The 22,650-nt window shown below is 50.8% G+C and carries 17 protein-coding genes; 14 read left to right on the forward strand and 3 right to left on the reverse strand.

Going from position 1 to position 22,650, the window contains the following annotated elements; translation table 11 throughout:
* The first annotated feature begins 101 nt into the window (after positions 1-101).
* The 9 genes from HBA93_RS11790 (at position 102) to HBA93_RS11830 (ending at position 12,703) form a co-directional block, all read left to right on the forward strand.
* Positions 102-1,010 (forward strand): branched-chain amino acid ABC transporter permease, encoded by a 909-nt coding sequence (locus HBA93_RS11790; RefSeq protein ID WP_022709905.1) that lies wholly within the window; start codon positions 102-104, stop codon positions 1,008-1,010.
* Position 1,011: 1 nt separating this feature from the next.
* The gene (livM, locus tag HBA93_RS11795; protein ID WP_121994141.1) at positions 1,012-2,406 is read left to right on the forward strand and encodes a high-affinity branched-chain amino acid ABC transporter permease LivM; all 1,395 of its coding nucleotides are present in this window, start codon (positions 1,012-1,014) and stop codon (positions 2,404-2,406) included.
* 17 nt (positions 2,407-2,423) lie between these two features.
* Entirely contained in the window at positions 2,424-3,701 is a 1,278-nt protein-coding gene (locus HBA93_RS11800; protein ID WP_221723396.1) for an ATP-binding cassette domain-containing protein, read from the forward strand.
* Positions 3,701-4,432, forward strand: coding sequence for an ABC transporter ATP-binding protein (locus HBA93_RS11805; protein WP_370637837.1), 732 nt, complete (start codon positions 3,701-3,703; stop codon positions 4,430-4,432). The genes HBA93_RS11800 and HBA93_RS11805 overlap by 1 nt, the downstream gene beginning before the upstream one ends.
* A 169-nt stretch (positions 4,433-4,601) precedes the next feature.
* Positions 4,602-4,946: a DUF6867 family protein gene (locus HBA93_RS11810; RefSeq protein ID WP_022709909.1), complete on the forward strand. Its 345-nt coding sequence runs from the start codon at positions 4,602-4,604 to the stop codon at positions 4,944-4,946.
* Positions 4,947-5,241: 295 nt separating this feature from the next.
* Entirely contained in the window at positions 5,242-6,354 is a 1,113-nt protein-coding gene (locus HBA93_RS11815; protein WP_028233388.1) for a branched-chain amino acid ABC transporter substrate-binding protein, read from the forward strand.
* A gap of 242 nt (positions 6,355-6,596) precedes the next feature.
* Complete coding sequence (locus HBA93_RS11820) at positions 6,597-7,715, forward strand: branched-chain amino acid ABC transporter substrate-binding protein (RefSeq protein ID WP_221723397.1); 1,119 nt, start codon at positions 6,597-6,599, stop codon at positions 7,713-7,715.
* Between the two features lie 342 nt (positions 7,716-8,057).
* A complete protein-coding gene (gene pyc / locus HBA93_RS11825) occupies positions 8,058-11,516 on the forward strand; it encodes a pyruvate carboxylase (RefSeq protein WP_221723398.1) in 3,459 nt (1,152 codons plus the stop codon).
* Between the two features lie 155 nt (positions 11,517-11,671).
* Positions 11,672-12,703, forward strand: coding sequence for a fucose-binding lectin II (locus tag HBA93_RS11830; RefSeq protein ID WP_221723399.1), 1,032 nt, complete (start codon positions 11,672-11,674; stop codon positions 12,701-12,703).
* A 68-nt stretch (positions 12,704-12,771) separates the two neighbouring features.
* On the opposite strand, the gene HBA93_RS11835 is transcribed toward HBA93_RS11830, so the two are convergent.
* Entirely contained in the window at positions 12,772-13,371 is a 600-nt protein-coding gene (locus tag HBA93_RS11835; protein ID WP_121994136.1) for a response regulator transcription factor, read from the reverse strand.
* Complete coding sequence (locus tag HBA93_RS11840) at positions 13,368-15,368, reverse strand: sensor histidine kinase (protein WP_221723400.1); 2,001 nt, start codon at positions 15,366-15,368, stop codon at positions 13,368-13,370. The genes HBA93_RS11835 and HBA93_RS11840 overlap by 4 nt, the downstream gene beginning before the upstream one ends.
* A gap of 185 nt (positions 15,369-15,553) precedes the next feature.
* Between HBA93_RS11840 and HBA93_RS11845 the strand changes: the two genes are divergently transcribed.
* The 5 genes from HBA93_RS11845 to ispG all read left to right on the forward strand — a co-directional run bounded on the left by HBA93_RS11845 (position 15,554) and on the right by ispG (position 21,465).
* The gene (locus HBA93_RS11845; protein ID WP_121994221.1) at positions 15,554-16,552 is read left to right on the forward strand and encodes a TRAP transporter substrate-binding protein; all 999 of its coding nucleotides are present in this window, start codon (positions 15,554-15,556) and stop codon (positions 16,550-16,552) included.
* 206 nt (positions 16,553-16,758) lie between these two features.
* On the forward strand, positions 16,759-17,373 hold the full coding sequence (locus tag HBA93_RS11850) for a TRAP transporter small permease (protein WP_113945284.1): 615 nt from the start codon (positions 16,759-16,761) through the stop codon (positions 17,371-17,373).
* Complete coding sequence (locus tag HBA93_RS11855; RefSeq protein ID WP_122011010.1) at positions 17,370-18,695, forward strand: TRAP transporter large permease; 1,326 nt, start codon at positions 17,370-17,372, stop codon at positions 18,693-18,695. Before HBA93_RS11850 ends, HBA93_RS11855 begins: the two co-directional genes overlap by 4 nt.
* A gap of 172 nt (positions 18,696-18,867) precedes the next feature.
* Positions 18,868-20,061 (forward strand): MFS transporter, encoded by a 1,194-nt coding sequence (locus HBA93_RS11860; protein ID WP_353619351.1) that lies wholly within the window; start codon positions 18,868-18,870, stop codon positions 20,059-20,061.
* 132 nt (positions 20,062-20,193) lie between these two features.
* Positions 20,194-21,465: a flavodoxin-dependent (E)-4-hydroxy-3-methylbut-2-enyl-diphosphate synthase gene (gene ispG / locus HBA93_RS11865; protein WP_221723401.1), complete on the forward strand. Its 1,272-nt coding sequence runs from the start codon at positions 20,194-20,196 to the stop codon at positions 21,463-21,465.
* Between the two features lie 60 nt (positions 21,466-21,525).
* Here the strand turns inward: ispG and HBA93_RS11870 are convergent, their stop codons facing one another.
* Complete coding sequence (locus tag HBA93_RS11870) at positions 21,526-22,446, reverse strand: polyprenyl synthetase family protein (protein WP_221723402.1); 921 nt, start codon at positions 22,444-22,446, stop codon at positions 21,526-21,528.
* Positions 22,447-22,650 lie beyond the last annotated feature (204 nt).

Raw genomic sequence — 22,650 nt, forward strand, 5'->3', positions numbered from 1 at the left:
TTTACCAGCCGGATTGTGCAGTAGGAGTAAACGATCTGAAATATAAGGGAAGAGCCTGTTAAAGGTGACAATAATTCAGATCATAAAAGGGTGACTTTGCAATGGAATATTTTATCCAGCAAGTGATCAACGGGCTCACGCTCGGATCGATCTATGGATTGATCGCCATCGGCTATACCATGGTTTATGGTATTATCGGCATGATCAATTTTTCTCACGGTGATGTTTTTATGCTCGGCGCCTTTATGGCGCTTATTGTTTTTTTATTGCTGACAACATTTGTTGGTGCGGTACCGGTTGTGCTGGCAATCCTGCTGATGATGATTGTCGCTATGATCCTGACCAGTATGTGGAGCTGGACCATTGAGCGGGTTGCCTACCGGCCATTGCGCGGTTCTTTCCGGCTTGCACCGCTGATTACAGCAATCGGTATGTCCATTGCATTGTCCAACTTTGTGCAGGTAACACAGGGGCCGCGTAACAAGCCGATCCCTTCGCTGATTAATGACTCTTATTCCTTATTCGGTACCAGTGTTATTATCTCGCTGAAACAGATCGTTATCATTGCTGTTACCATCGTTCTGCTCACAATCTTCTGGTATATTGTTAACCGTACATCCTTGGGGCGTGCTCAGCGTGCCTGTGAACAGGATCGTAAAATGGCATCGCTGCTCGGTATCAATGTTGACCGTACGATTTCTCTGACCTTCGTTATGGGCGCCGCACTGGCTGCCGTTGCCGGTACGCTTTATCTCACATTCTACGGGGTTATCTCGTTTACAGACGGCTTTATTCCGGGTGTGAAAGCGTTCACCGCAGCCGTTCTCGGTGGTATCGGCTCGCTTCCGGGTGCAGTGATCGGCGGCTTGCTGATCGGTCTGATCGAGGCGCTCTGGTCTGCCTATTTCTCGATTGATTATAAAGATGTTGCCGCATTCTCGATCCTTGCGATTGTGCTGATTTTCATGCCTTCCGGTATTCTCGGCCGTCCAGAAGTTGAAAAGGTGTAACATGACCAATGTTTTTCAAACTTCTCCGGCAGGTACTCCGAAGGCTGAACCATCAGATTTTGCAGCAGGTATCCGCGAAGGTATCATTGCAGCCATTCTGGCTTTCGGCCTGTTCGTACTGATCGTTGGTTTCAAAACCGAGCAGAATATCAATAACGAGCTGGTGCTGATTCAGCGCTGGGGGCTGCTGTTTACGCTCGTTGCTTTGGCTGGTATCGGCCGTTTTCTGCATCGCGCTTTTCTTGTGCCATATATGGCAAAGCGCGGGAAATCTGAAAAACAGGTTGTAGCCAGCGGCGATGTTTCGTTCTTCCGCAAGAACTTTTCGAAACTGGCAATTCTGTTCCTGTTTATCTATCCGGTGCTGATTGTTCTGACACTCGGTTTTCAGGGTTCCCTGAAATGGGTGGATAATTTCGGTGTACAGATCCTCATCTATATCATGCTGGCATGGGGGCTGAATATCGTTGTCGGTCTCGCCGGTCTGCTGGATCTGGGTTATGTGGCCTTTTATGCGGTGGGGGCTTATTCCTACGCATTGCTGTCCTCCTATTTTGGTTTGTCTTTCTGGACGCTGCTGCCGGTTGCCGGTATTCTCGCAGCCTTCTGGGGTATTATTCTCGGTTTCCCTGTGCTGCGTCTGCGCGGGGATTATCTTGCTATCGTTACACTGGCGTTCGGTGAAATTATCAGGCTTGTGCTGATAAACTGGACGGCGGTCACCAAAGGCACCTATGGTGTGTCGGGTATTGCCAAAGCCACATTCTTTGGCATTCCGTTCAAAGCCGGCCCTGATGGTTTTGCTGCCACTTTCGGCCTGCAGTTTTCAGCAGCCCATTATAAAATCTTCCTCTATTACGTCATTTTGTTGCTGGCGCTTTTGACCGCATGGGTCACAATCCGCCTGCGCCGCATGCCGATCGGCCGTGCATGGGAAGCACTGCGTGAGGACGAAATTGCCTGCCGTGCGCTGGGTATCAATACGACAACAACTAAGCTGACTGCCTTTGCAACCGGCGCGATGTTTGGCGGCTTTGCCGGTGCCTTCTTCGGTGCGCGTCAGGGTTTTGTCAGTCCGGAATCCTTCATCTTCCTCGAATCCGCGGTTATTCTTGCCATTGTGGTTCTTGGCGGTATGGGATCGCTGATCGGTATTGCGATCGCTGCAATTGTGATGATCGGCGGTACAGAAATCCTGCGCGAGCTTTCATTCCTGAAAGCCGTGTTCGGCCAAAGCTTTACGCCGGAACTCTATCGTATGCTGATTTTCGGTCTGGCTATGGTTGTTGTGATGGTCTGGAAACCGCGTGGTTTTGTCGGTCATCGTGAACCAAGCGCCTTCCTGAATGAGCGTAAGCTGGTGTCCGGTTCCTTTACCAAGGAAGGTCACGGTTGATGGCGGGGATAAATACTATGGCAAATTCTGAACTTGCTGAAAAAAGACAAAACGCCGATACCATTCTGAAAGTCGAGCATCTTTCCATGCGTTTCGGCGGTCTGGTGGCAATTAATGATCTGAGCTTTGAAGCCAAACGCGGCGAGATCACTGCGGTGATCGGACCGAATGGTGCCGGTAAAACCACCGTGTTTAACTGCCTGACCGGCTTCTACAAGCCGACCGGCGGTATGGTAACGATGCAGCATAAAAACGGTGATAAGTTCCTTCTGGAACGGATGCCGGATTTTGTGATTACCAAAAAAGCCAAGGTTGCGCGTACCTTCCAGAATATCCGCCTGTTCACCGGTCTGACGGTTCTGGAAAATCTTCTGGTTGCCCAGCATAATCCGCTGATGGTGTCATCCGGTTTTACTTTTCTGGGACTGCTCGGATTTCCCGGCTATAAAAAGGCAGCGAAAGACGCGATTGAAAAAGCCCGTATCTGGCTTGAGAGGATCAATCTGATCCACCGTGCCGATGATCCGGCAGGCGATCTTCCCTATGGTGATCAGCGCCGCCTGGAAATTGCCCGTGCTATGTGCACCGATCCGGAAATGTTGTGCCTTGATGAGCCTGCGGCCGGTTTGAACCCGCGAGAATCTGCAGAGCTTAATAAGCTTTTGCTGGATATTCGTGCAGAGACAGGCACGTCCATTCTGCTGATCGAGCATGATATGTCGGTGGTGATGGAAATTTCCGATCATGTGATTGTGCTTGAATATGGCACAAAAATCTCTGACGGCGCTCCGAGTTTTGTGCAGAATGATCCGAAAGTCATCGCCGCCTATCTCGGCGTTGATGATGATGAGGTAACCGATCTGATTGAAGGTTCCGGCGGTGAAGTCGGGGTAGTTGATCAGCTGGTCACACAGCTTGCAGATATTGATCCTGCGGATGAGGTTGCTACACCGGAGCATCTTGCCGGTGGTCTGGATGCCCCGCGTGGCGGCATTGCTGATAATCTGACTCTGATAAAAGGGATTGGCAGCGTCAACGAGACCAAGCTCAATGCCCATGGCATCTATCATTTCGATCAGATTGCTGCGTGGACAGAGGCCGATATCAAGCAGGCTGAAATGTATCTGAGCTTTGACGGTCGTATTGCCCGTGAAGACTGGGTCGGGCAGGCCCGTCAGCTGGCCAGTGGTGGAAAAACGGAATTCTCATCCCGTGTGGAAGCCGGAAAAGTACCGTCCAGCCATGAGACATCCGAAGATACAGATTCGACTAAAAAAACTGAGGGGGGTAAATGATGCAGGCTCAGAACCCGCTTCTGGTTATCGATAAGGTTGAGACCTATTACGGCAATATCTGTGCGCTGAAAGGTGTTGATGTCACGGTTAAATCCGGTGAAATCGTCACGCTGATCGGTGCAAACGGTGCCGGAAAATCAACTCTGATGATGACGATTTTCGGTACACCGCGTGCCCGCACCGGACGTATTCTTTTTGAGGGCAAAGATATTACTTCTATGCCGCCTCACGAGATTGCAAAACTGCGTATTGCGCAGTCTCCGGAAGGGCGCCGTATTTTCCCGCGCATGAGCGTGATGGAAAATCTGCAAATGGGTGCCAGTCTCGATAATCAAAAATACTTTGATGAAGATGTGAAACTGATGTTTGATCTGTTTCCGCGTCTTAAAGAACGTATCAATCAGCGCGGCGGTACTCTGTCGGGCGGTGAGCAGCAGATGCTGGCGATTGCCCGTGCTTTGATGGCGCGGCCAAAATTGCTGATGCTGGATGAGCCGTCGCTTGGTCTGGCACCACTGATCGTCAAGCAGATTTTTGAGGCGATTAAAGAGCTGAACCGCACCACCGGACTGACTGTGTTTTTGGTGGAGCAGAATGCTTTCGGTGCGCTGAAACTTGCTCATCGCGGTTATGTGATGGTTAATGGTGTGATTACTATGAGCGGCAGCGGGCAGGAGCTTCTGGCAAATCCGGAAGTACGCGCAGCCTATCTGGAAGGCGGACGTCATTGATGAGAAAAGCCGGACAGACAAATTGTCCGGCACTCTTCATAATGTTCAGCTTTAGATGAATTAACGCAGTTTCTGACAAGCCGGGGCGCTAAAAAATCAGCCTCGCTACCGGAAACTGCACCAGCCGGAAATTCTGTTCAGAAATCCGGTGAATTGGGGAGAATTATTGATGCAAGGCATTCTCTATGAAGAGCCGTCATTCTGGCTGTTTTTGTTGATTACCTGCATTCTCGGCGGCTGGGCCGCATGGATGACAGGGCGGGCCTGCGCACAAACATGGCGCCCATATGCAATGTTTGTGCTCTATCTCCTGCCTTTGACAGCGATGGTTCGTTTTATTCATTTTGCGATGTTTGAAGGGACATTGCTGTCGCTGCATTACTATCTGGTCGATTTTGTTGTGTTGCTGGTGATTGGCACGCTTGGCTATCGTTTCACAAAGGTGAAGCAGATGGTGCGTCAATATAACTGGCTCTATGAACAGACCTCACCATTTTCCTATAAGTCGAAATAACAGGCGATTTAAGGGACCAAGAAACAACATCCCTGAACTGATTATTGAATTTGGGGGTGTTTTGAAATTGCAATATTCCGCTTTGCGGGAACGAAGTGAGTATTGTGATACGCCGGTGTAACACTCCGGTATGAACTGCCCGGGAAACCGGTTTCTGCTTAATGATTGTAATAAAAATGACCGGCCGATCATCGGTATTGCACCGCAAAACTTTGATCTCCGTATTTAATAAAACAAGGAAACTGATCTGCGGCAGACGGTTTCCGGCATAATCATTGTAATGGGAGCAGTTAATATGAAAAAATCTTTATTCTACAGCGTAGCAGTGTCGGCTCTCGTGGCTTTCAGCGGCTCGGCTTTTGCGGATGTTCTGGTGGGTATTGGCGCACCGCTGACCGGACCGAACGCGGTTTATGGTCTCCAGATTCAAAAAGGAGCCGAAGCTGCAGCAGAAGTCATCAATGCTGAAGGCGGCCTGAACGGAGAGAAAATCGTTTTTACTCTTGGTGATGACGTTTCCGATCCGAAGCAGGGCATTTCGGTTGCCAACAAGTTTGCCGCTGACGGTGTTAAATTCGTTATCGGACACTTTAACTCCGGCGTAACAATTCCGGCTTCGGAAGTGTATCAGGAAAACGGCATTCTGGAGATTTCACCAGGTGCAACAAACCCTGTTTATACCGATCGCGGTATGTGGAACACATTCCGTACCTGCGGTCGCGATGACCAGCAGGGTATTGTTGCAGGTCAGTATATTGCTGAAAAGTTCAAAGACGCCAAAGTGGCTGTTGTTCACGACAAGACCCCTTACGGTCAGGGGCTGGCTGATGAAACCAAGAAAGCACTCAATGCAGCAGGTATGAAAGAAACCCTGTATGAAGGTGTGAATATTGGCGAGAAGGACTTCTCGGCACTGATCGCAAAAATGAAGCAGGAAGGCATTACCGTTATTTATTGGGGCGGCATGCACGCGGAAGCTGGTCTGATTATCCGTCAGCTCGGCGATCAGGGTCTGAAAGCGCAGTTCATTTCCGGTGACGGTATCGTCTCCAATGAGCTGGCTTCCATTGCCGGTAATGCCGTTGAAGGAACTCTGAATACTTTCGGTCCTGATCCGCGCAACAATCCGGCCAATGCTGATCTGGTAAAGAAATTCCGCGATGCCGGTTTCGAGCCTGAAGCTTACACACTTTACTCCTATGCCGCGATGCAGTCGCTGGCCGGTGCAGCGAAAGCTGCAGGCAGCAATGATCCGGAAACAGTTGCGAAAGCACTGAAGTCCGGCACATTCAAGACTGTGCTCGGAGATATTTCTTTCGATGAGAAAGGTGATCCGAAGCTGCCGGGCTATGTGATGTATAAGTGGGAAAAAGGCGCTGACGGTAAGTTCACTTACATTCAGCAGTAAACCTGTCTTTTAAAACCAGCGGGGCCGGCTTAGTCCGGCCCCGTTTGATTGAATGCTGTATTGCAGACAGCAGAGACAGTTTTTGTTTCAGAACAGTTCCGTGTGAAAGCGGTTTTCATAGGGGCGAACTGTTGAAAGAAATTCTGCCGGATGTCTCATTCCGACAGAAAAATGCCGGTGTTCCGGCGACCTCAAAATCTGCTTTTTGTCAGTTTTTGAGCATATTCACGGGAGTAGGAAATATGAAGAAGTCTCTGTTCTGCGGTGTTGCACTGTCTGCAATGCTGGCCTTTAGCGGTTCATCATGGGCCGATATTCTGGTCGGTGTTGGTGCACCTCTGACGGGCGGTGGTGCCGCATATGGCGCACAGATTAAAAACGGTGTGGAAGCAGCTGTTGAAGTTGTGAATGCAGAAGGCGGTCTGAACGGCGAAAAGATCGTTCTTGTTTATGGCGATGATGTTTCTGATCCCAAGCAGGGCATGTCCGTTGCCAATAAATTTGCTGCCGATGGTGTGCAATTTGTCATCGGTCACTTTAATTCGGGCGTGAGTATTCCGGCTTCGGAAGTTTATGCTGAAAACGGTATTCTTGCGATTGCACCGGGCACGACCAATCCGGTTTATACTGACCGTGGTCTCTGGAATACATTCCGTACCTGCCGCCGCGATGACAATCAGGGTGTCGCTGCCGCCAAATATATCGTCGATAATTTCAAAGACGGTAAAATCGCCATTGTTCATGACAAAACCCCTTATGGTCAGGGACTTGCAGACGCTACCAAAAACGCGATGAATGAGCTGGGTCTGAAAGAGACAGTTTATGAAGGCGTGAATGTCGGTGAAAAAGACTATTCCGCGCTGATCGCCAAACTGAAGCGTGACGGCATTACTGTGATTTACTGGGGTGGCCTGCATCCGGAAGCCGGTCTGATTATCCGTCAGATGGGTGATCAGGATCTGAAGGCGCAGTTCATTTCCGGTGACGGTATTGTGTCCAATGAACTGGCTTCGATTGCCGGTGATGCGGTTGCCGGGGTGCTGAACACTTTCGGCCCTGATCCGCGTGAAGATCCGGCCAATGCCGAGCTGATCAAGAAATTCCGCGATGCCGGATTTGAGCCGGAAGCCTATACTTTCTATTCCTATGCGGCAGTACAGTCTCTGGCTGCGGCGGCAAAGGCTGCCGGTACCAATGACCCTATGACTGTTGCGACAGCCATGAAGGAAAAAGGCCCGTTCAAGACGGTTCTCGGCGAGATCTCCTATGATGAAAAAGGCGATCCGAATCTTTCGCCTTATGTCATGTTTGAATGGCGCAAAGGTGACGACGGAAAATATAATTACTTCCAGAAAAAATAATTCCTGAAATCAGGGAATTATTGCAGAATTAGAATAGTATTCTCTTTGTCGAAAAGAGGCCTAATACTTTGGAATAATTAGCGCAGTAATGCCCGGCACTTGTGTCGGGCATTGTTATTTTAAGACGTATTTTTGCTGTTCTTTCACAAAAAAAACGATCAGTATGCAGGCGGAATTTCTGCCGGTCACGGGAACGAGCGGCATGTGTCAGAATAGAGCATAATTCCTTAAACTTGGATCAGTTTAAGGTGAAATTATGCTCTAATTTTAAAGTGTTAGAGCGACTTTTGTGTGCCAAGTCTGGCACACGGCGCTCTAGTTTTGCAGTGAGGGAGACCTGCTTTGCCTATCCATAAAATTCTTGTCGCAAACCGCTCTGAAATTGCTATTCGCGTATTCCGCGCCGCAAATGAGCTAGGCATGAAAACCGTGGCGATCTGGGCAGAGGAAGATAAACTTGCATTACATCGTTTCAAAGCCGATGAAAGTTATCAGGTCGGGCGTGGCCCGCATCTGCAGCGTGATCTGGGGCCGATTGAAAGCTATCTCTCGATTGAGGAAGTGATCCGCGTTGCCAAGCTCTCCGGTGCTGATGCCATTCATCCGGGCTATGGTCTGCTGTCGGAAAGCCCTGAATTTGCCGATGCCTGCGCTGAGAACGGCATTATCTTCATTGGCCCTAAAGGCGATACAATGCGCCGCCTCGGCAATAAAGTTGCGGCACGCAATCTCGCTATGCAAGTTGGTGTACCGGTGGTGCCTGCCAGCGATCCTTTACCGGATGATATGGATGCGGTGCGCAAGATTGCCGACAGTATCGGCTATCCGCTGATGCTCAAAGCCTCATGGGGCGGTGGCGGGCGCGGTATGCGCGCTATTCGCGAGGCTAAAGATCTGGCGCGCGAAGTGACTGAGGCCAAGCGCGAGGCGAAGGCCGCCTTTGGTAAGGATGAAGTCTATCTCGAAAAGCTCGTCGAAAAAGCACGCCATGTGGAAGTGCAAATCCTTGGTGATACCCATGGCAATGCCGTGCATTTGTTTGAGCGGGATTGCTCTGTGCAGCGGCGCAACCAGAAAGTGGTTGAGCGTGCGCCGGCACCTTATCTCAATGATACGCAGCGTCAGGAACTGGCCGATTATGCGCTGAAGATCGCCCGCGCCACCCATTATATCGGGGCAGGGACTGTTGAATTCCTGATGGATGTTTCCTCGGGTAAGTTCTATTTCATCGAGGTCAATCCGCGTATTCAGGTGGAACATACGGTGACGGAAGAAGTCACCGGCATTGATATTGTTAAAGCGCAAATCCGTATTCTGGAAGGCGCGGCCATTGGTACGCAGGAATCCGGTGTACCGGAGCAGAGCAAGATTGTTCTGCGCGGCCATGCATTGCAATGCCGCATCACGACGGAAGATCCGGAGCAGAATTTTATTCCGGATTACGGACGGATTACCGCTTATCGCGGGGCAACCGGCTTCGGCATTCGTCTGGACGGCGGAACGGCTTATTCCGGTGCTTTCATCACCCGCTATTATGACCCGTTGCTGGAGAAAGTAACGGCATGGGCATCGACACCGGAAGAAGTGATCCTGCGTATGCATCGTGCTTTGCGGGAGTTCCGTATCCGTGGCGTATCGACCAATCTGACCTTTCTCGAAGCGATTATTACGCATCCGAAATTTCGCAGTAACGAATATACTACGCGGTTTATTGATACGACGCCGGAGCTGTTCGAGCATGTGAAACGACAGGATCGTGCGACCAAACTTCTGACCTATATTGCCGATGTGACGGTCAATGGTCATCCGGAAACCAAAGGCCGCGCATTGCCGGACATGAATGCGGCCGCACCGAAAGTGCCTTATGTGCTGGGCGGAGAAATTCAGAGCGGCACACGTCAAAAACTGGCAGAACTGGGGCCGCAGAAATTTGCACAATGGATGCGTGAGCAAAAGCGGGTGCTGGTGACCGATACGACCATGCGTGACGGGCATCAGTCTTTGCTTGCCACACGTATGCGTACTTATGATATTGCGCAGATTGCCGAAACCTATGCACGCCTGCTGCCGAACCTGTTTTCGCTGGAATGCTGGGGCGGTGCGACTTTTGATGTGGCAATGCGCTTTCTCACTGAAGATCCGTGGGAGCGCTTGAGCAAGGTGCGCGACGGTGCGCCGAACCTGCTGTTGCAGATGCTGCTGCGTGGTGCCAATGGTGTGGGCTATAAGAGCTATCCCGATAATGTGGTGACGCAATTTGTACGTGAAGCAGCACGCGGCGGCATTGATCTGTTCCGCGTCTTTGACAGTCTCAACTGGGTTGAGAATATGCGCGTGTCGATGGATGCCGTGCTGGAAGAGGGTAAGCTTTGCGAGGCGGCAATCTGCTATACCAGTGATTTGATGAATGCGGCACGTCCGCAATATGACCTCAATTATTATCTGAAACTGGCGCGCGAGGTTGAGAAGGCCGGTGCGCATATCATCGCCATTAAAGACATGGCGGGGCTGCTGAAGCCGCAATCGGCACGCAAACTCTTCACTGCCTTGCGGCAGGAAACTGATCTGCCGATCCATTTCCATACGCATGATACGTCCGGTATTGCGGCGGCAACAGTGCTGGCGGCCGTGGAGAGTGGTGTGGATGTTGTTGATGCGGCGATGGATGCATTGTCGGGCAATACCTCACAGCCATGCCTCGGCTCGATTGTTGAAGCACTCGCAGGCAGTGAGCGTGATCCGCAGCTTGATCCGGCTTCGATCCGCCGGATTTCCTTTTATTGGGAGGCGGCACGCAATCAATATGCAGCCTTTGAGAGTGATCTGAAAGGCCCTGCCTCGGAAGTTTACCTGCATGAAATGCCGGGCGGACAATTCACCAATCTGAAGGAGCAGGCACGCTCATTGGGACTGGAGAGCCGCTGGCATGAGGTGGCACAGGCTTATGCCGATGTGAACCTGATGTTCGGTGATATTGTTAAAGTCACGCCGTCTTCCAAAGTGGTCGGCGATATGGCGCTGATGATGGTCAGTCAGGATCTGACGACGGGTGATGTGACCAATCCTGCTAAGGATATTGCCTTTCCGGATTCTGTGGTCTCGATGATGCGCGGCGATCTTGGCCAACCGCCAGCAGGCTGGCCGAAGGATTTGCAGGCCAAAGTGCTGAAGGGCGAAAAGCCGTTTACAGAGCGCCCGGGGGCGTTGCTGCAACCGGCTGATCTGGAAGCAGAGCGCAAAGAGATTGAAACCAAGCTGGAGCGCAAAATCAGCGATCAGGAATTTGCATCCTATCTGATGTATCCGAAAGTCTTCACCGATTTTGCTGGTGCACAGACCCTTTACGGGCCGACAAGCGTGCTGCCGACACCGGTCTATTTTTACGGATTGGCGCAGGAACAGGAAGTCTTTGTCGAGATTGAGCGCGGCAAGACACTGGTTATCCGCAATCAGGCTTTGGGCGATGTTGATGATCAGGGCATGGTCACAGTGTTCTTTGAGCTGAATGGTCAGCCGCGCCGCATCAAAGTGCCGGACCGCACACGCGGTGCTGCCAAAGGTGCCCGCCGTAAAGCCGAGCTGAACAATGAGACCCATATCGGCTCGCCGATGCCGGGCATTGTTTCAACTGTTGCAGTTGTCAGCGGACAAAGTGTGAAAGCCGGAGATGTATTGCTTTCCATTGAGGCGATGAAAATGGAGACCGCAATCCACGCAGAACGTGACGGTATGCTGGCGGAAGTGCTGGTACGCGCCGGTGATCAGATTGATGCCAAGGATCTGTTGATCGTATATTCTTGAGTGTATTTAAATATTGAGAACGGCGGTTAAGTTTAAAGTATAGCTGCCGTTTTATTTTTTTATTTGTATTTTGATTATTTTTATATAAGAGAAAAATATTTACTTATTTTTATTTTGTTGCTACATATTTATTGTTTTTATTTGGGATTTTTATCATGAATACAGTATCTTTTTTATTTAATAGTGATGATAATATAGTTTATAATGATACTATCGATCGTGCGAATACAGGGTATCCAAAGCCCATAGAATATAACTGGTGGAGTCTCCCTCCTGAATTTCAAAATAATATAGATGATGTGATCAATGTTAACGGGTACTTGTATTTTTTCAAAGGAAGCAAGTATTTGAAATTTGATATAATTGAAAAAATAATTGTTGAAGGACCTGCTGAAATTTCTGAGGGTTGGCCTGGTTTGATTGGTACAGGTGCGGAGAATGGTATTGATGCTGCAACAGAATGGCCTGATATTCATGACAGGACTCTTATAAAAACAGTATTATTCTTTAAAGGATCTGATTGCATATCGTATAATATTGAAGATGGTACGATTTTAAAGCAATCAATAGCAAATTCCATAAATGGTATATCAAAATATCCATCATTTACCGAAAATTTTGATAGTTTTTTTGCGTGGAAAAGTAATGATGCTACTCACGCTTATATTTTTAAAGATGATAATTATATAAGATATAGCTTCGTCGCAGGAAGTATTGATAAGGGGCCTGCAATAATTCAAAAATGGTGGGGCGGAGTAACATTTCAGAAGATACAAGCATGTGTATCCGTGAGTGATGATATTCTGAGCGGTAATTCCTGTCATTACGGTAAAGCTGATGATGGTCAATATACCTTTTTATTACCACCTGATACGAAGTTTGGGCTCACTGCTTATGCTAATTTTGCGGAGAGGCCGCAGACAGTTCATGTCTACGTAGATGATCAGTTGATAGATGATTTTTCCGGCAGCGGGGCGAATAACACGCTCATCGGTTTAAGGACATATCCGTCGGGCAACGGGAAAGTCAGAATTGAGGTTCTGAATGAAAACTCCGAACTGAAGAAGTTAAATTATTCATATAGCCTATTTGGTGCCCGCACGCTTTCAGTGAATATGAGCACACAATGCGAAGTCTGGGATGATGTTCCGGAATGTACCATTATGATTAATACTCCGCTGACCTAACAGAGCGTTCTGATAAATAATGCTCCGACGAGGAGAACCGGCAGTGTTTTACAGCGCCACGCTGCCGGTTAGCCCTGTTCGCTGAAACTGATTAACCGCGCCAGTTCCACGGCATTGCGGGCATCCATTTTTTCCATAATATGGGCGCGATGCACCTCAACAGTGCGCACGGTGATATCCAGCCTGTCGGCAATCTGCTTGTTGAGTAGACCTTCTAAAATCATCGACAAAACTTCGTTTTCACGTGGTGAGAGTTGGGCGCGTTTGCGCCGCAATTCGTCGCGCTGTCGGTCCGTGCTGGCGCGCTCTTTTGCTTTATTCAAGGCGGCCAGAACCCTGTCGACCAGATTATTGTCGTTGAACGGTTTTTCGAGAAAATCCGCCGCACCCTGTTTCAGACATTCCACAGCCAGCGGAATATCACCATGTCCGGTCAGGAAAATCACCGGCTGACGGGCATGAAGCTTGATGAGCTTGTCAAAAACCTCAAGACCGGACATACCCTCCATACGCATATCCAGCAAAATACAGCCCTGAAGGTCAGGCGACCAGTTTTGCAGAAAAGCCTCGCCGGACGGCCATGTGACAACGCCCACGCCACGGGAACGAAACAGCCATGACAGGCTGTCGCGAATGGCTTCATCATCATCAACAATATGGACGGTCATAGTGTTATTTCCTGTGTGCTCAGCGGTAAAGAAAGGCAGAAGCTGGCACCTTGCCTGTCAGGTGTTGCCCGTAGCCATAGGCGACCTTTATGGGATTCGAGAATGGAACGGCAGATCGGTAATCCCATCCCCATGCCTTCCGATTTTGAGGAAATAAAGGGCGTGAAAATCTCATTCTCCATGCCTTCCGGAATGCCGTGCCCGTGATCGGTAATCGTGATGAGGGCTTCATTGTGACCGGCTTCAAGCACAATATGCAAGACCTGCCGGTTGCGCGGCAGGCCTGCCGCTGCCTCGCGGGCATTGCGGATCAGGTTCAGCAAAACCTGCTGGATCAGCACGGCATCGGCACGTACCGGCACTGGTGTATCCGGCAGTTTCATATCAATACGCCCGCCGCCTTTGATAATATCGCTGCTGACAAAGCTGGCTGCATCCTGCAGGATTTTGCATAAATCATGCTGCTCCTGTGTCACGGAGCGTTTGCGCACAAAATCATGCACACGGTGGACAATCGTGCCGGCTCGCTGTGCCTGATCGGAGAGTTTTTGCAAGGCGCCGGCCAGATCAACGGGCTGCACTGTTCCTGAATGCAGCAGATTGAGACTGCCGGTTGCATAGCTGGTAATGGCGGCCAGAGGCTGGTTCAGTTCATGTGCCAGCGTGGAGGCCATTTCCCCCATGGTAATCAGACGGGCATTATGCTGGAGCTTTTCAGCTTCCGTCTGGCGGGCTTCTTCCAGCTTCTTACGCTCGGTCACATCAACGAGAGAGCCCATCCAGCCGATATGAGTGCCATCCGCATCAATCAGTGGTGCTTCATAAACCTGAATATCAATCAACTTGCCGTCAGGGCGAATGAAACGTGTTTCAAACTCACGCGGTGCAATACCGGTACTGCGCATATCATTCTGGCGCTGAAGACCTTCAGACATGATTTCCGGTGCCCAGTAAGGATGCGGCGGTATCATGCCAATCAGCTGTTTTTCCTCATAACCAACCATGCGGCAGAATTCCGGATTCACATAGATGATCCGTCCGTCGCGGTCGCGGGCGCGCATGCCAATGGTGAGGGAATTTTCCATCGCCTGCCGGAAAGCATATTCAGTGCGCAGGGCGTGTTCTGCTGCGGCTCTGCGCCGGTTCTGGCGATAGGCCATCCAGAGATTGATAATAACCAGAATGGTCAGGCCGATAATGGCGGCGGAAATGACAATCGGGCCGATGGCCGGTTGGCTCTGATAGGGTGTGACAGTGATATAGGTGCCGGTCAGCGGCGGATCGAACGAGATCGTATGCCGCGCCTGATCATTGGTCGGCATAATGCTCGATTTGGAAATCAGCGGATCACCGCCGGAATCCGTGAGCGACACCTGATATTTTCCGGCAACCCACCAGGGCACATTGCGCGACAGCAACCTGTCCAGTGAGATGATAACCCAGAGCGTACCGGCAGAGCGATTATTATTATAGACCGGTGCCACCATATCAACGACCCAGCCTTCACTGGTATGGCGCGGTGGTGAGTAAACCGGTTTACCGAATAACCGGCTGTGCTCCGCCAGTGACGGTTTATAATCGGCGATAACATTAAGCCCCGGAGGAGCACTTTCCAGCAGATTGCCGTCCGGTGAAAACCAGCTGATATCAATCAGCTCGGGGTGGATTGCGATCAGATGCTGGGCTTTGGTTCGCAGATTATCTGTCTGCTGTGCATCGCGTTCAATATCGACGCCGAGATCGCGCAATTCGGTTTCAAAAGTCTGTAACTGAAAGCGCAGATATTGCTCAACCCATAAAGCGTCGGTTGTCAGTTTCTTCTCAGTTTCAGACCGGTTGTCACGCGAGGTCATCCAGATCAGCGCAACGATCAGGGTCACAATCAGCAGTATCGCGAGCAGGGGAATAATCAACGTATAGTCGCGTACAGCTATGCGAAAGCCTGGCCGGCTTTTGTTGCTGTCTTGCGGATTTTTTACTGTGCGTTGAAATCTCATATGATCGTTTGAGTATCCTGAATGATATTTATAAGCATAACCAGTTTCATGCATTTATGCCTGTGGTAAACCACAATAGAAATACTGTGGGTTTCCACAATAGAATTACGGATCCACTCCTTTTAGGATTTTATCTGGATTTTTACTCCGTGGGGGAGTTTATGCAGGCTTGGGAGGGCCGCTCAATGAAATTTCTGACAACTGCCGGTCTTGCTGCAATTCTCGCTTTTGGAGTGAGTACAACTGCGCTTGCGCAGGCAATTACCATTAAATTCAGCCATGTTGTGGCACCGGATACACCAAAAGGCAAAGCCGCTGAGAAGTTCAAGGAACTTGCTGAATCTTATACCGAAGGCAAAGTGAAGGTCGAGGTCTATCCGAACTCGCAGCTTTACAAGGATAAAGAAGAGCTGGAAGCCTTGCAGCTTGGTGCAGTGCAGATGCTGGCACCGTCACTGGCAAAATTCGGCCCGCTCGGCGTGCGTGAATTTGAAGTGTTCGATCTGCCGTTCATTATGAAAGACTATAATGATCTGCGCAAAATCACTGATGGCCCCGTTGGCCGTGCGCTGCTGGATAAGCTGGATGCCAAAGGAATTATCGGTCTTGCCTATTGGGATAACGGCTTCAAAGTAATGTCGGCAAACAGTGCCATGCATGTGCCGGATGATTTTCTCGGTCTGAAAATGCGTATTCAGTCCTCCAAAATTCTGGAAGCGCAGATGAAAGCATTGGGTGCTGTGCCGCAGGTTCTGGCTTTCTCGGAAGTGTATCAGGCTTTGCAGACCGGCGTTGTGGACGGTACAGAAAATCCGCCGTCCAATATGTATACCCAGAAAATGCATGAAGTGCAGAAACATGCCACGGTCTCGAACCATGGCTATCTGGGCTATGCGGTGATCGTCAATAAAGCCTTCTGGGAAGGTCTGCCGGAAGATGTGCGTGGGCAGCTTGATAAAGCGATGACGGAATCAACCGCTTATGCCAACGAAATTGCCCAGAAAGAAAATGACGATTCACTGGCTGCGATGAAGGCGGCAGGGACAACAACATTCTACGATCTGACACCGGAAGAACGTGCAGAATGGGTTGAGGCACTCAAACCTGTTCATACGGAAATGGCTGACCGTGTGGGCGCAGACCTGATCAAACAGGTTTATGAAGCCGTCGGAATGAAAGACTAATCCCCTTAGGACTCCGCTGCAAAGTCCCCCTTTGTTGCAGCGGGTTTGCCTGCCCTGATGTTGGTGCTCAGGGCAGGCACATATTCCGCTTTATCTTTTTCTTCACTGTTGCGCGCATTGCCTGCCATTGCGACGGATATTTTGTGCGCAAATTTTGACTAACAAAAGCACCATGAAACGGTGCTGTCTCATCTGAGGAGCATCCCATGGTGTTGCGTATCCTCGACCGCTTCGAAGAAATATTGCTGTCTTTTCTGATTGCATCAGCCGTTGTGCTGATCTTTGTGGCGGTTGCTCACCGTTATTCTATCGGCGTTGCCGCAGATTTTTTGTCATGGGCGCGCGCTAATAATTATCCTGAGCTGCAGGCCTATGCCCGCAGTTTTTATCGCTGGCTGGCATCCATTAATCTGACCTGGGCGCAGGAAGCCTGTATCTATCTGTTTGTCTGGATGGCGAAATTCGGTGCTGCTTACGGGGTGCGCATCGGCATCCATGTCGGCGTGGATGTACTGGTTGAACGCATGTCACCGAGAAATCAGCGCCTGATGATTATCATCGCCTTTCTGGCCTGTATTTTATTCACGGCAATTGTTGCGTGGATCGGTGCGGATTTCGTCTGGCATATTTCCAAAACCGGCCAGATTTCCGCTGATCTCGAAATGCCGATGTGGATTGTCTATCTGGCGGTTCCGCTTGGTTCGGCGCTGATGTGCTTCCGCTTTGTACAGGCAATGTGGCTCTATCTGACAACCGGTACAATCGTTCACCATGATCACGGTCATGTGGATGGTATGGAAGAAGCGGAGGAATTCCGATGACCGCTCTGATCATCTTTTTAATTCTTGCGCTGCTGCTGGTCACCGGTATGCCGGTTTCTATCGCGCTGGGTCTGACAGTTTTTACCTTTCTGTTTTCCTTCACCTCCATCCCGATGGATTCAATCGCGCTGAAGTTGTTCACCGGTATTGAAAAATTCGAGATCATGGCGATCCCGTTTTTTATTCTTGCCGGTAACTTCCTCACCCATGGCGGGGTGGCCAAGCGGATGATCCGGTTTGCGACCTCCATGGTTGGCCATTGGTATGGTGGTATGGGGCTGGCCGCTGTGGCTGCCTGTTCGCTGTTTGCGGCGATTTCCGGTTCCTCACCGGCAACGGTTATGGCTGTGGGCTCAATCCTGATACCAGCCATGGTCAAGCAGGGCTATCCGCCGCAATTCGGTACCGGTGTTATCGCAACTTCTGGCGGGCTTGGTATTCTCATTCCGCCGTCGATTGTGATGGTCATGTATGCGGTGGCAACCTCCGGCATGGTGGTGACAGGACCGGACGGTGCGCCGGTAATGTCGGCCTCGATCGGTACGCTGTTTATGGCCGGTGTGGTGCCGGGTCTGATGCTGGCAACGATGCTGGGTGGCACAACCATCTGGCGCGCATGGAAAAACGGTTATCCGCGGATGCAGCGTGCTGCATGGGGAGAGCGTTGGCAGGCATTCCGTGAATCCGTCTGGGGATTGATGCTGATTGTCATCATTATGGGCGGGATTTACGGCGGTATCTTCACGCCGACCGAAGCGGCAGCCGTTTCTGCGGTCTATGCTTTCGTGATTGCGGTCTTTGTTTATAAAGATATCAAGCTGCGTGAAGTGCCGCGCGTGCTGCTGTCATCGGCTGCGATGAGCGCCATGCTGCTCTATATTATCACCAATGCGGTGATGTTCGCCTTCATTCTGACTTCGGAACAAATTCCGCAGCAGATGAGTGCATGGATTGTTGAGCAGGGCTTCGGTGTTATCGGCTTCCTGCTGATGGTGAATATCATTCTGCTGCTGATCGGTATGGTGATGGAACCATCGGCTGTGGTTCTGATTATGGCGCCGATCCTCTATCCGATTGCGGTGAAACTCGGTGTTGATCCGGTGCATTTCGGTGTGATGATGATCGTTAATATGGAGATCGGGCTGTGTACACCGCCGGTGGGGCTCAATCTCTATGTAGCCTCATCCATCTCGAAAATGGGGCTGACGGCAGTCACGATCTCGACCCTGCCATGGATTATTACGACGCTGGTGTTCCTGGGGCTGATTACCTATGTGCCGCAGATCACGCTTTGGCTGCCGCATATGCTGGGTATGAAATAGCAGGTTTGAGCTTTCATCCTTGAAACAGGCGGCCATTGTGCCGCCTGTTTTGTTGTAAAAATCCTGTGACGCGACAGCTGTACACTTGCGCTGATTTCTGATGCGTGTGAAATGCTCAGAAAAGCAGGGCATATTTGCCTGAACTCATGTCTGAACCTGATGGAGCGGTTTTGTGAGCGGAGATGCAGGGATCAGTACAGTGCAGCCTGCTGTCGCAGACAGTGGTGCGCGTTATTACCGCTGGGCAGTGGCGGGTGCATTTTTCTCCAACGGATTTGTAACCGGCAGCTGGGCTTTGCACATTCCGTTGATGATGAGCCGGTTGGGTGTTTCTGAAGGTGTCTTCGGCTTGCTCATTCTGGTTTTCGGCCTTGGCGCTTTGGCGGCGATGGGGCTGTGCGGCCCGTTATTGGCGCGCTATGGTTCGGATCGCGTGACCAAAAGCTTTGCCGTCGGCGTGGCGTTCTGGCTGATTGTTGTTGCTCTTACCAATAATCTTTATCTGGCAGTTCCGGTGCTGTTTATGTTGGGAGCGGTTTTCGGCGGCATGGATGTGGCGATGAATGCCAATGCCGTTGCGGTGGAGAAAACGCTCGGCCGCGCGCTGATGTCATCCTCTCATGGCTTCTGGAGCCTTGGCGGTTTTGCAGGCAGTGCACTTGGCAGTTTTTATCTGCACTATCAGGGCGCATTCAGTCATGCGATTCTGGTGAGTGTCATTGCCGGTATTATCATGCTGATTGCTCTGCCTAAGATGGTGATTGACCGTCAGCCGCAGAGCAGCGAGAAAATCCGCTTCCGCCTGCCCAATCAGCCGGTGATCTATCTGATCGGTATGATGGCGCTGTTTGCAATGGTGCCGGAAGGTGCGGTGCTGGACTGGGCGGCGGTTTATATTCAGCAGGCTTTTTCAGCGGATCTGACCACAGCCGGTTATGGCTATGCGGCGTTTTCCGCAACGATGGCGCTGGTTCGTTTTCTTGGCGACGGCGTGCGCAACCGCTTCGGCGCTGTACGGACATTCCGTGTGTCGATCATTATTGCCGCACTGGGCTTGTTTGTCAGCGGTTTTGCACCACATGCGTGGATAGCAATTCTGGCGTTTGCCGTTGCCGGACTTGGTGTGGCCAATATTGTGCCAATCATTTTTTCAGCGGCGGGCAATCAGAGCGGTATCCATGCAGGCACCGCGTTAAGTCTTGTCACATTGATGGGCTATTCAGGCATTCTGGTTGCACCATCGCTGATCGGTTATATCGGCGGGCATGTTGGTTTCGGCCCTGTCTATATGGTGCTGGCGCTGATGCTGGTGGTGGTGTTTATGCTTTCATCACTCGCAAGTGCCGCAGATCAGAAAAGAGAATAGAAGTTTTGAACGACCTGCTGTAAGACTGTCACAATTGCGGTTCAAAAGCTGTTCCGTCACGGTTATGAAACAGCATCGAACCGAAAAGTTTCTGTATCACTGTAAGATTGCCCACTTTAAGATTGTATAATTATGGCTTCTGATAATCTGCACTATTATGCTCATCCCTTTGCCCGCCGCACATCTGTCGGGGTCAATGTCGGCGGCGTGATTGTTGGGGGTGATGCGCCGGTGGTTGTGCAATCCATGACCAATACGGATACGGCAGATATTGACGGCACCGTTGCACAGGTTGCAGCGCTGCATCATGCGGGTTCCGAACTGGTGCGTATTACGGTCGACCGTGATGAATCTGCTGCCGCCGTGCCGAAAATCCGTGAGCGCCTTGAGCGCCTCGGCCTCAATGTGCCGCTGATCGGTGACTTCCATTATATCGGCCATAAATTGCTGTCAGACCATCCGGCTTGTGCAGAAGCGCTGGCGAAATATCGTATCAATCCGGGCAATGTCGGTTTTAAAGATAAAAAAGACAAGCAGTTTGCCGAAATCATTGAAATGGCAATCCGCTATAACAAGCCGGTACGTATCGGTGTAAACTGGGGTTCGCTGGATCAGGAATTGCTGACCACTCTGATGGATCGCAATCAGGCCGCAGGTGCACCAATGACCGCGCAGGAAGTGATGCGCGAGGCAATTATCCAGTCTGCACTGATCTCCGCTGATCTGGCCGAAGAGATCGGTCTGCCACGCGATAAGATCATTCTTTCCGCCAAAGTCAGTCAGGTACAGGATCTGATTGCCGTCTATGCGGAGCTTGCCAAGCGCTGCGATCATGCGCTGCATCTGGGGCTGACCGAAGCCGGTATGGGCACGAAAGGTATTGTTGCCTCGTCTGCTGCCATGGGTATTTTGTTGCAGCAGGGCATCGGCGATACAATCCGTATTTCCCTGACACCGGAGCCGAATGGTGACCGTACCCGCGAAGTGCAGGTCTCGCAGGAATTGCTGCAGGTGATGGGTTTCCGTCAGTTTATCCCGATTGTGGCGGCATGCCCGGGTTGCGGCCGCACTACTTCAACAGTGTTTCAGGAGCTGGCGCAGACCATTCAGAATGATATCCGCACTAACATGCCGATCTGGCGTGAGAAATATCCGGGTGTTGAAGGTCTGTCTGTTGCGGTGATGGGCTGTATCGTGAACGGTCCGGGTGAATCCAAACATGCGGATATCGGTATTTCTCTGCCGGGAACCGGTGAGACACCATCCGCACCGGTTTTCGTAGATGGTAAGAAGGTCGCGACATTGCGCGGTCCGGCAATCGCTGAAGACTTCCAGAAAATGGTGGCCGAATATATTGAAAACCGTTACGGGCTCGGCGCGAAAAAGCCGGAAGCCGCAGAATAAGAATAATAAAAAAGCTCTCATGAAATATGAGAGCTTTTTTATTTGCGATTCTTATTGAATTTAGTTCTGGCGCAGAGCGATAAAATTCGCAGCTTCTTTCAGAACCTGTGCTTTTTCACCAAATGGTGCCAGCAGGTCTTCTGCCTGTGCGACCAGACCGGCCAGCTGTTTCTTTGTCCAGTCGATGCCGTGGAGTGAAACAAGCGTGGCTTTGCCTGCGGCAGCATCTTTGCCCGTGGCTTTACCCATAGTGGCCGCATCGGCGGTGACATCCAGCAGATCATCCGCAAGCTGGAAAGCTAGACCAATAGCCGAGCCGAATTCGGCAAGGCGCTCACGCTCTTCCGTGCTGGCATTGCCGATAATCGCACCGGCCTCACAGGCAAAGCGGATCAGCGCACCGGTTTTCATTGCTTGCAGAGTAATAATGTCTGCTTCATCGGGGTTGGTGGTTTCTGCCATCAGGTCAAGTGCCTGACCGCCGACCATGCCGCCGACACCGGAGGCACGTGACAAAGCCAGTACCAGATCAAGACGGGTTTTCACCGGCAGCTCTGTGGCATCATCGGCGATGATTTCAAAAGCATAAGTGAGCAGACCATCACCGGCGAGAATCGCTGCCGCTTCATCATAGGCTTTATGAACGGTTGGCTGGCCGCGACGCGTATCATCATCGTCCATGGCGGGCAGATCATCATGAACCAGCGAATAGCAATGGATGCATTCCAGTGCTGCGGCAACACGCAATGCAGCTTGGGGATCAGCATCATAGAGACGTGCGGTTTCCGTGACGAGAAACGGGCGCAGGCGTTTGCCGCCATTGAGAGCACCATGACGGATAGCAGCCATCAGGCGGGGCGGGCGGATAACCTCACCGGCACGCGAGCGCTCATCCAGCAGCGTGATCAGTAATTGTTCAACAGATGCGGCATGGATTGCCAGCCGCTGACCGAAACCGGAAATGTCATGATCGTTTTTCATGGGTCTAGGGCATGAACCATTCGCCTGTAATAATCAACTCCTGTCCGGTCGGCTCAATATGAAATTTCTGTATCACAGGTGATGCAGAAAAGCCGCGAAATGTTTTTTACCAACAAAAAATGCCTGAAAACTGATATGTCTTGCCGCTCCGGCTTTTCAATCGGACGAAATTATGCAGTAACGATATGGCAAGTAACGGAGACA

The sequence above is a fragment of the Ochrobactrum sp. SFR4 genome (genome assembly GCF_019730395.1).
GTDB lineage: Bacteria > Pseudomonadota > Alphaproteobacteria > Rhizobiales > Rhizobiaceae > Pseudochrobactrum.

Coding starts and splice junctions, on each gene's coding strand:
- HBA93_RS11790 (WP_022709905.1), top strand. CDS start 102: ATGGAATATTTTATCCAGCAAGTGATCAACGGGCTCACGCTCGGATCG.
- livM (WP_121994141.1), top strand. CDS start 1,012: ATGACCAATGTTTTTCAAACTTCTCCGGCAGGTACTCCGAAGGCTGAA.
- HBA93_RS11800 (WP_221723396.1), top strand. CDS start 2,424: ATGGCAAATTCTGAACTTGCTGAAAAAAGACAAAACGCCGATACCATT.
- HBA93_RS11805 (WP_370637837.1), top strand. CDS start 3,701: ATGCAGGCTCAGAACCCGCTTCTGGTTATCGATAAGGTTGAGACCTAT.
- HBA93_RS11810 (WP_022709909.1), top strand. CDS start 4,602: ATGCAAGGCATTCTCTATGAAGAGCCGTCATTCTGGCTGTTTTTGTTG.
- HBA93_RS11815 (WP_028233388.1), top strand. CDS start 5,242: ATGAAAAAATCTTTATTCTACAGCGTAGCAGTGTCGGCTCTCGTGGCT.
- HBA93_RS11820 (WP_221723397.1), top strand. CDS start 6,597: ATGAAGAAGTCTCTGTTCTGCGGTGTTGCACTGTCTGCAATGCTGGCC.
- HBA93_RS11830 (WP_221723399.1), top strand. CDS start 11,672: ATGAATACAGTATCTTTTTTATTTAATAGTGATGATAATATAGTTTAT.
- HBA93_RS11835 (WP_121994136.1), bottom strand. CDS start 13,371: ATGACCGTCCATATTGTTGATGATGATGAAGCCATTCGCGACAGCCTG.
- HBA93_RS11840 (WP_221723400.1), bottom strand. CDS start 15,368: ATGAGATTTCAACGCACAGTAAAAAATCCGCAAGACAGCAACAAAAGC.
- HBA93_RS11845 (WP_121994221.1), top strand. CDS start 15,554: ATGAAATTTCTGACAACTGCCGGTCTTGCTGCAATTCTCGCTTTTGGA.
- HBA93_RS11850 (WP_113945284.1), top strand. CDS start 16,759: ATGGTGTTGCGTATCCTCGACCGCTTCGAAGAAATATTGCTGTCTTTT.
- HBA93_RS11855 (WP_122011010.1), top strand. CDS start 17,370: ATGACCGCTCTGATCATCTTTTTAATTCTTGCGCTGCTGCTGGTCACC.
- ispG (WP_221723401.1), top strand. CDS start 20,194: ATGGCTTCTGATAATCTGCACTATTATGCTCATCCCTTTGCCCGCCGC.
- HBA93_RS11870 (WP_221723402.1), bottom strand. CDS start 22,446: ATGAAAAACGATCATGACATTTCCGGTTTCGGTCAGCGGCTGGCAATC.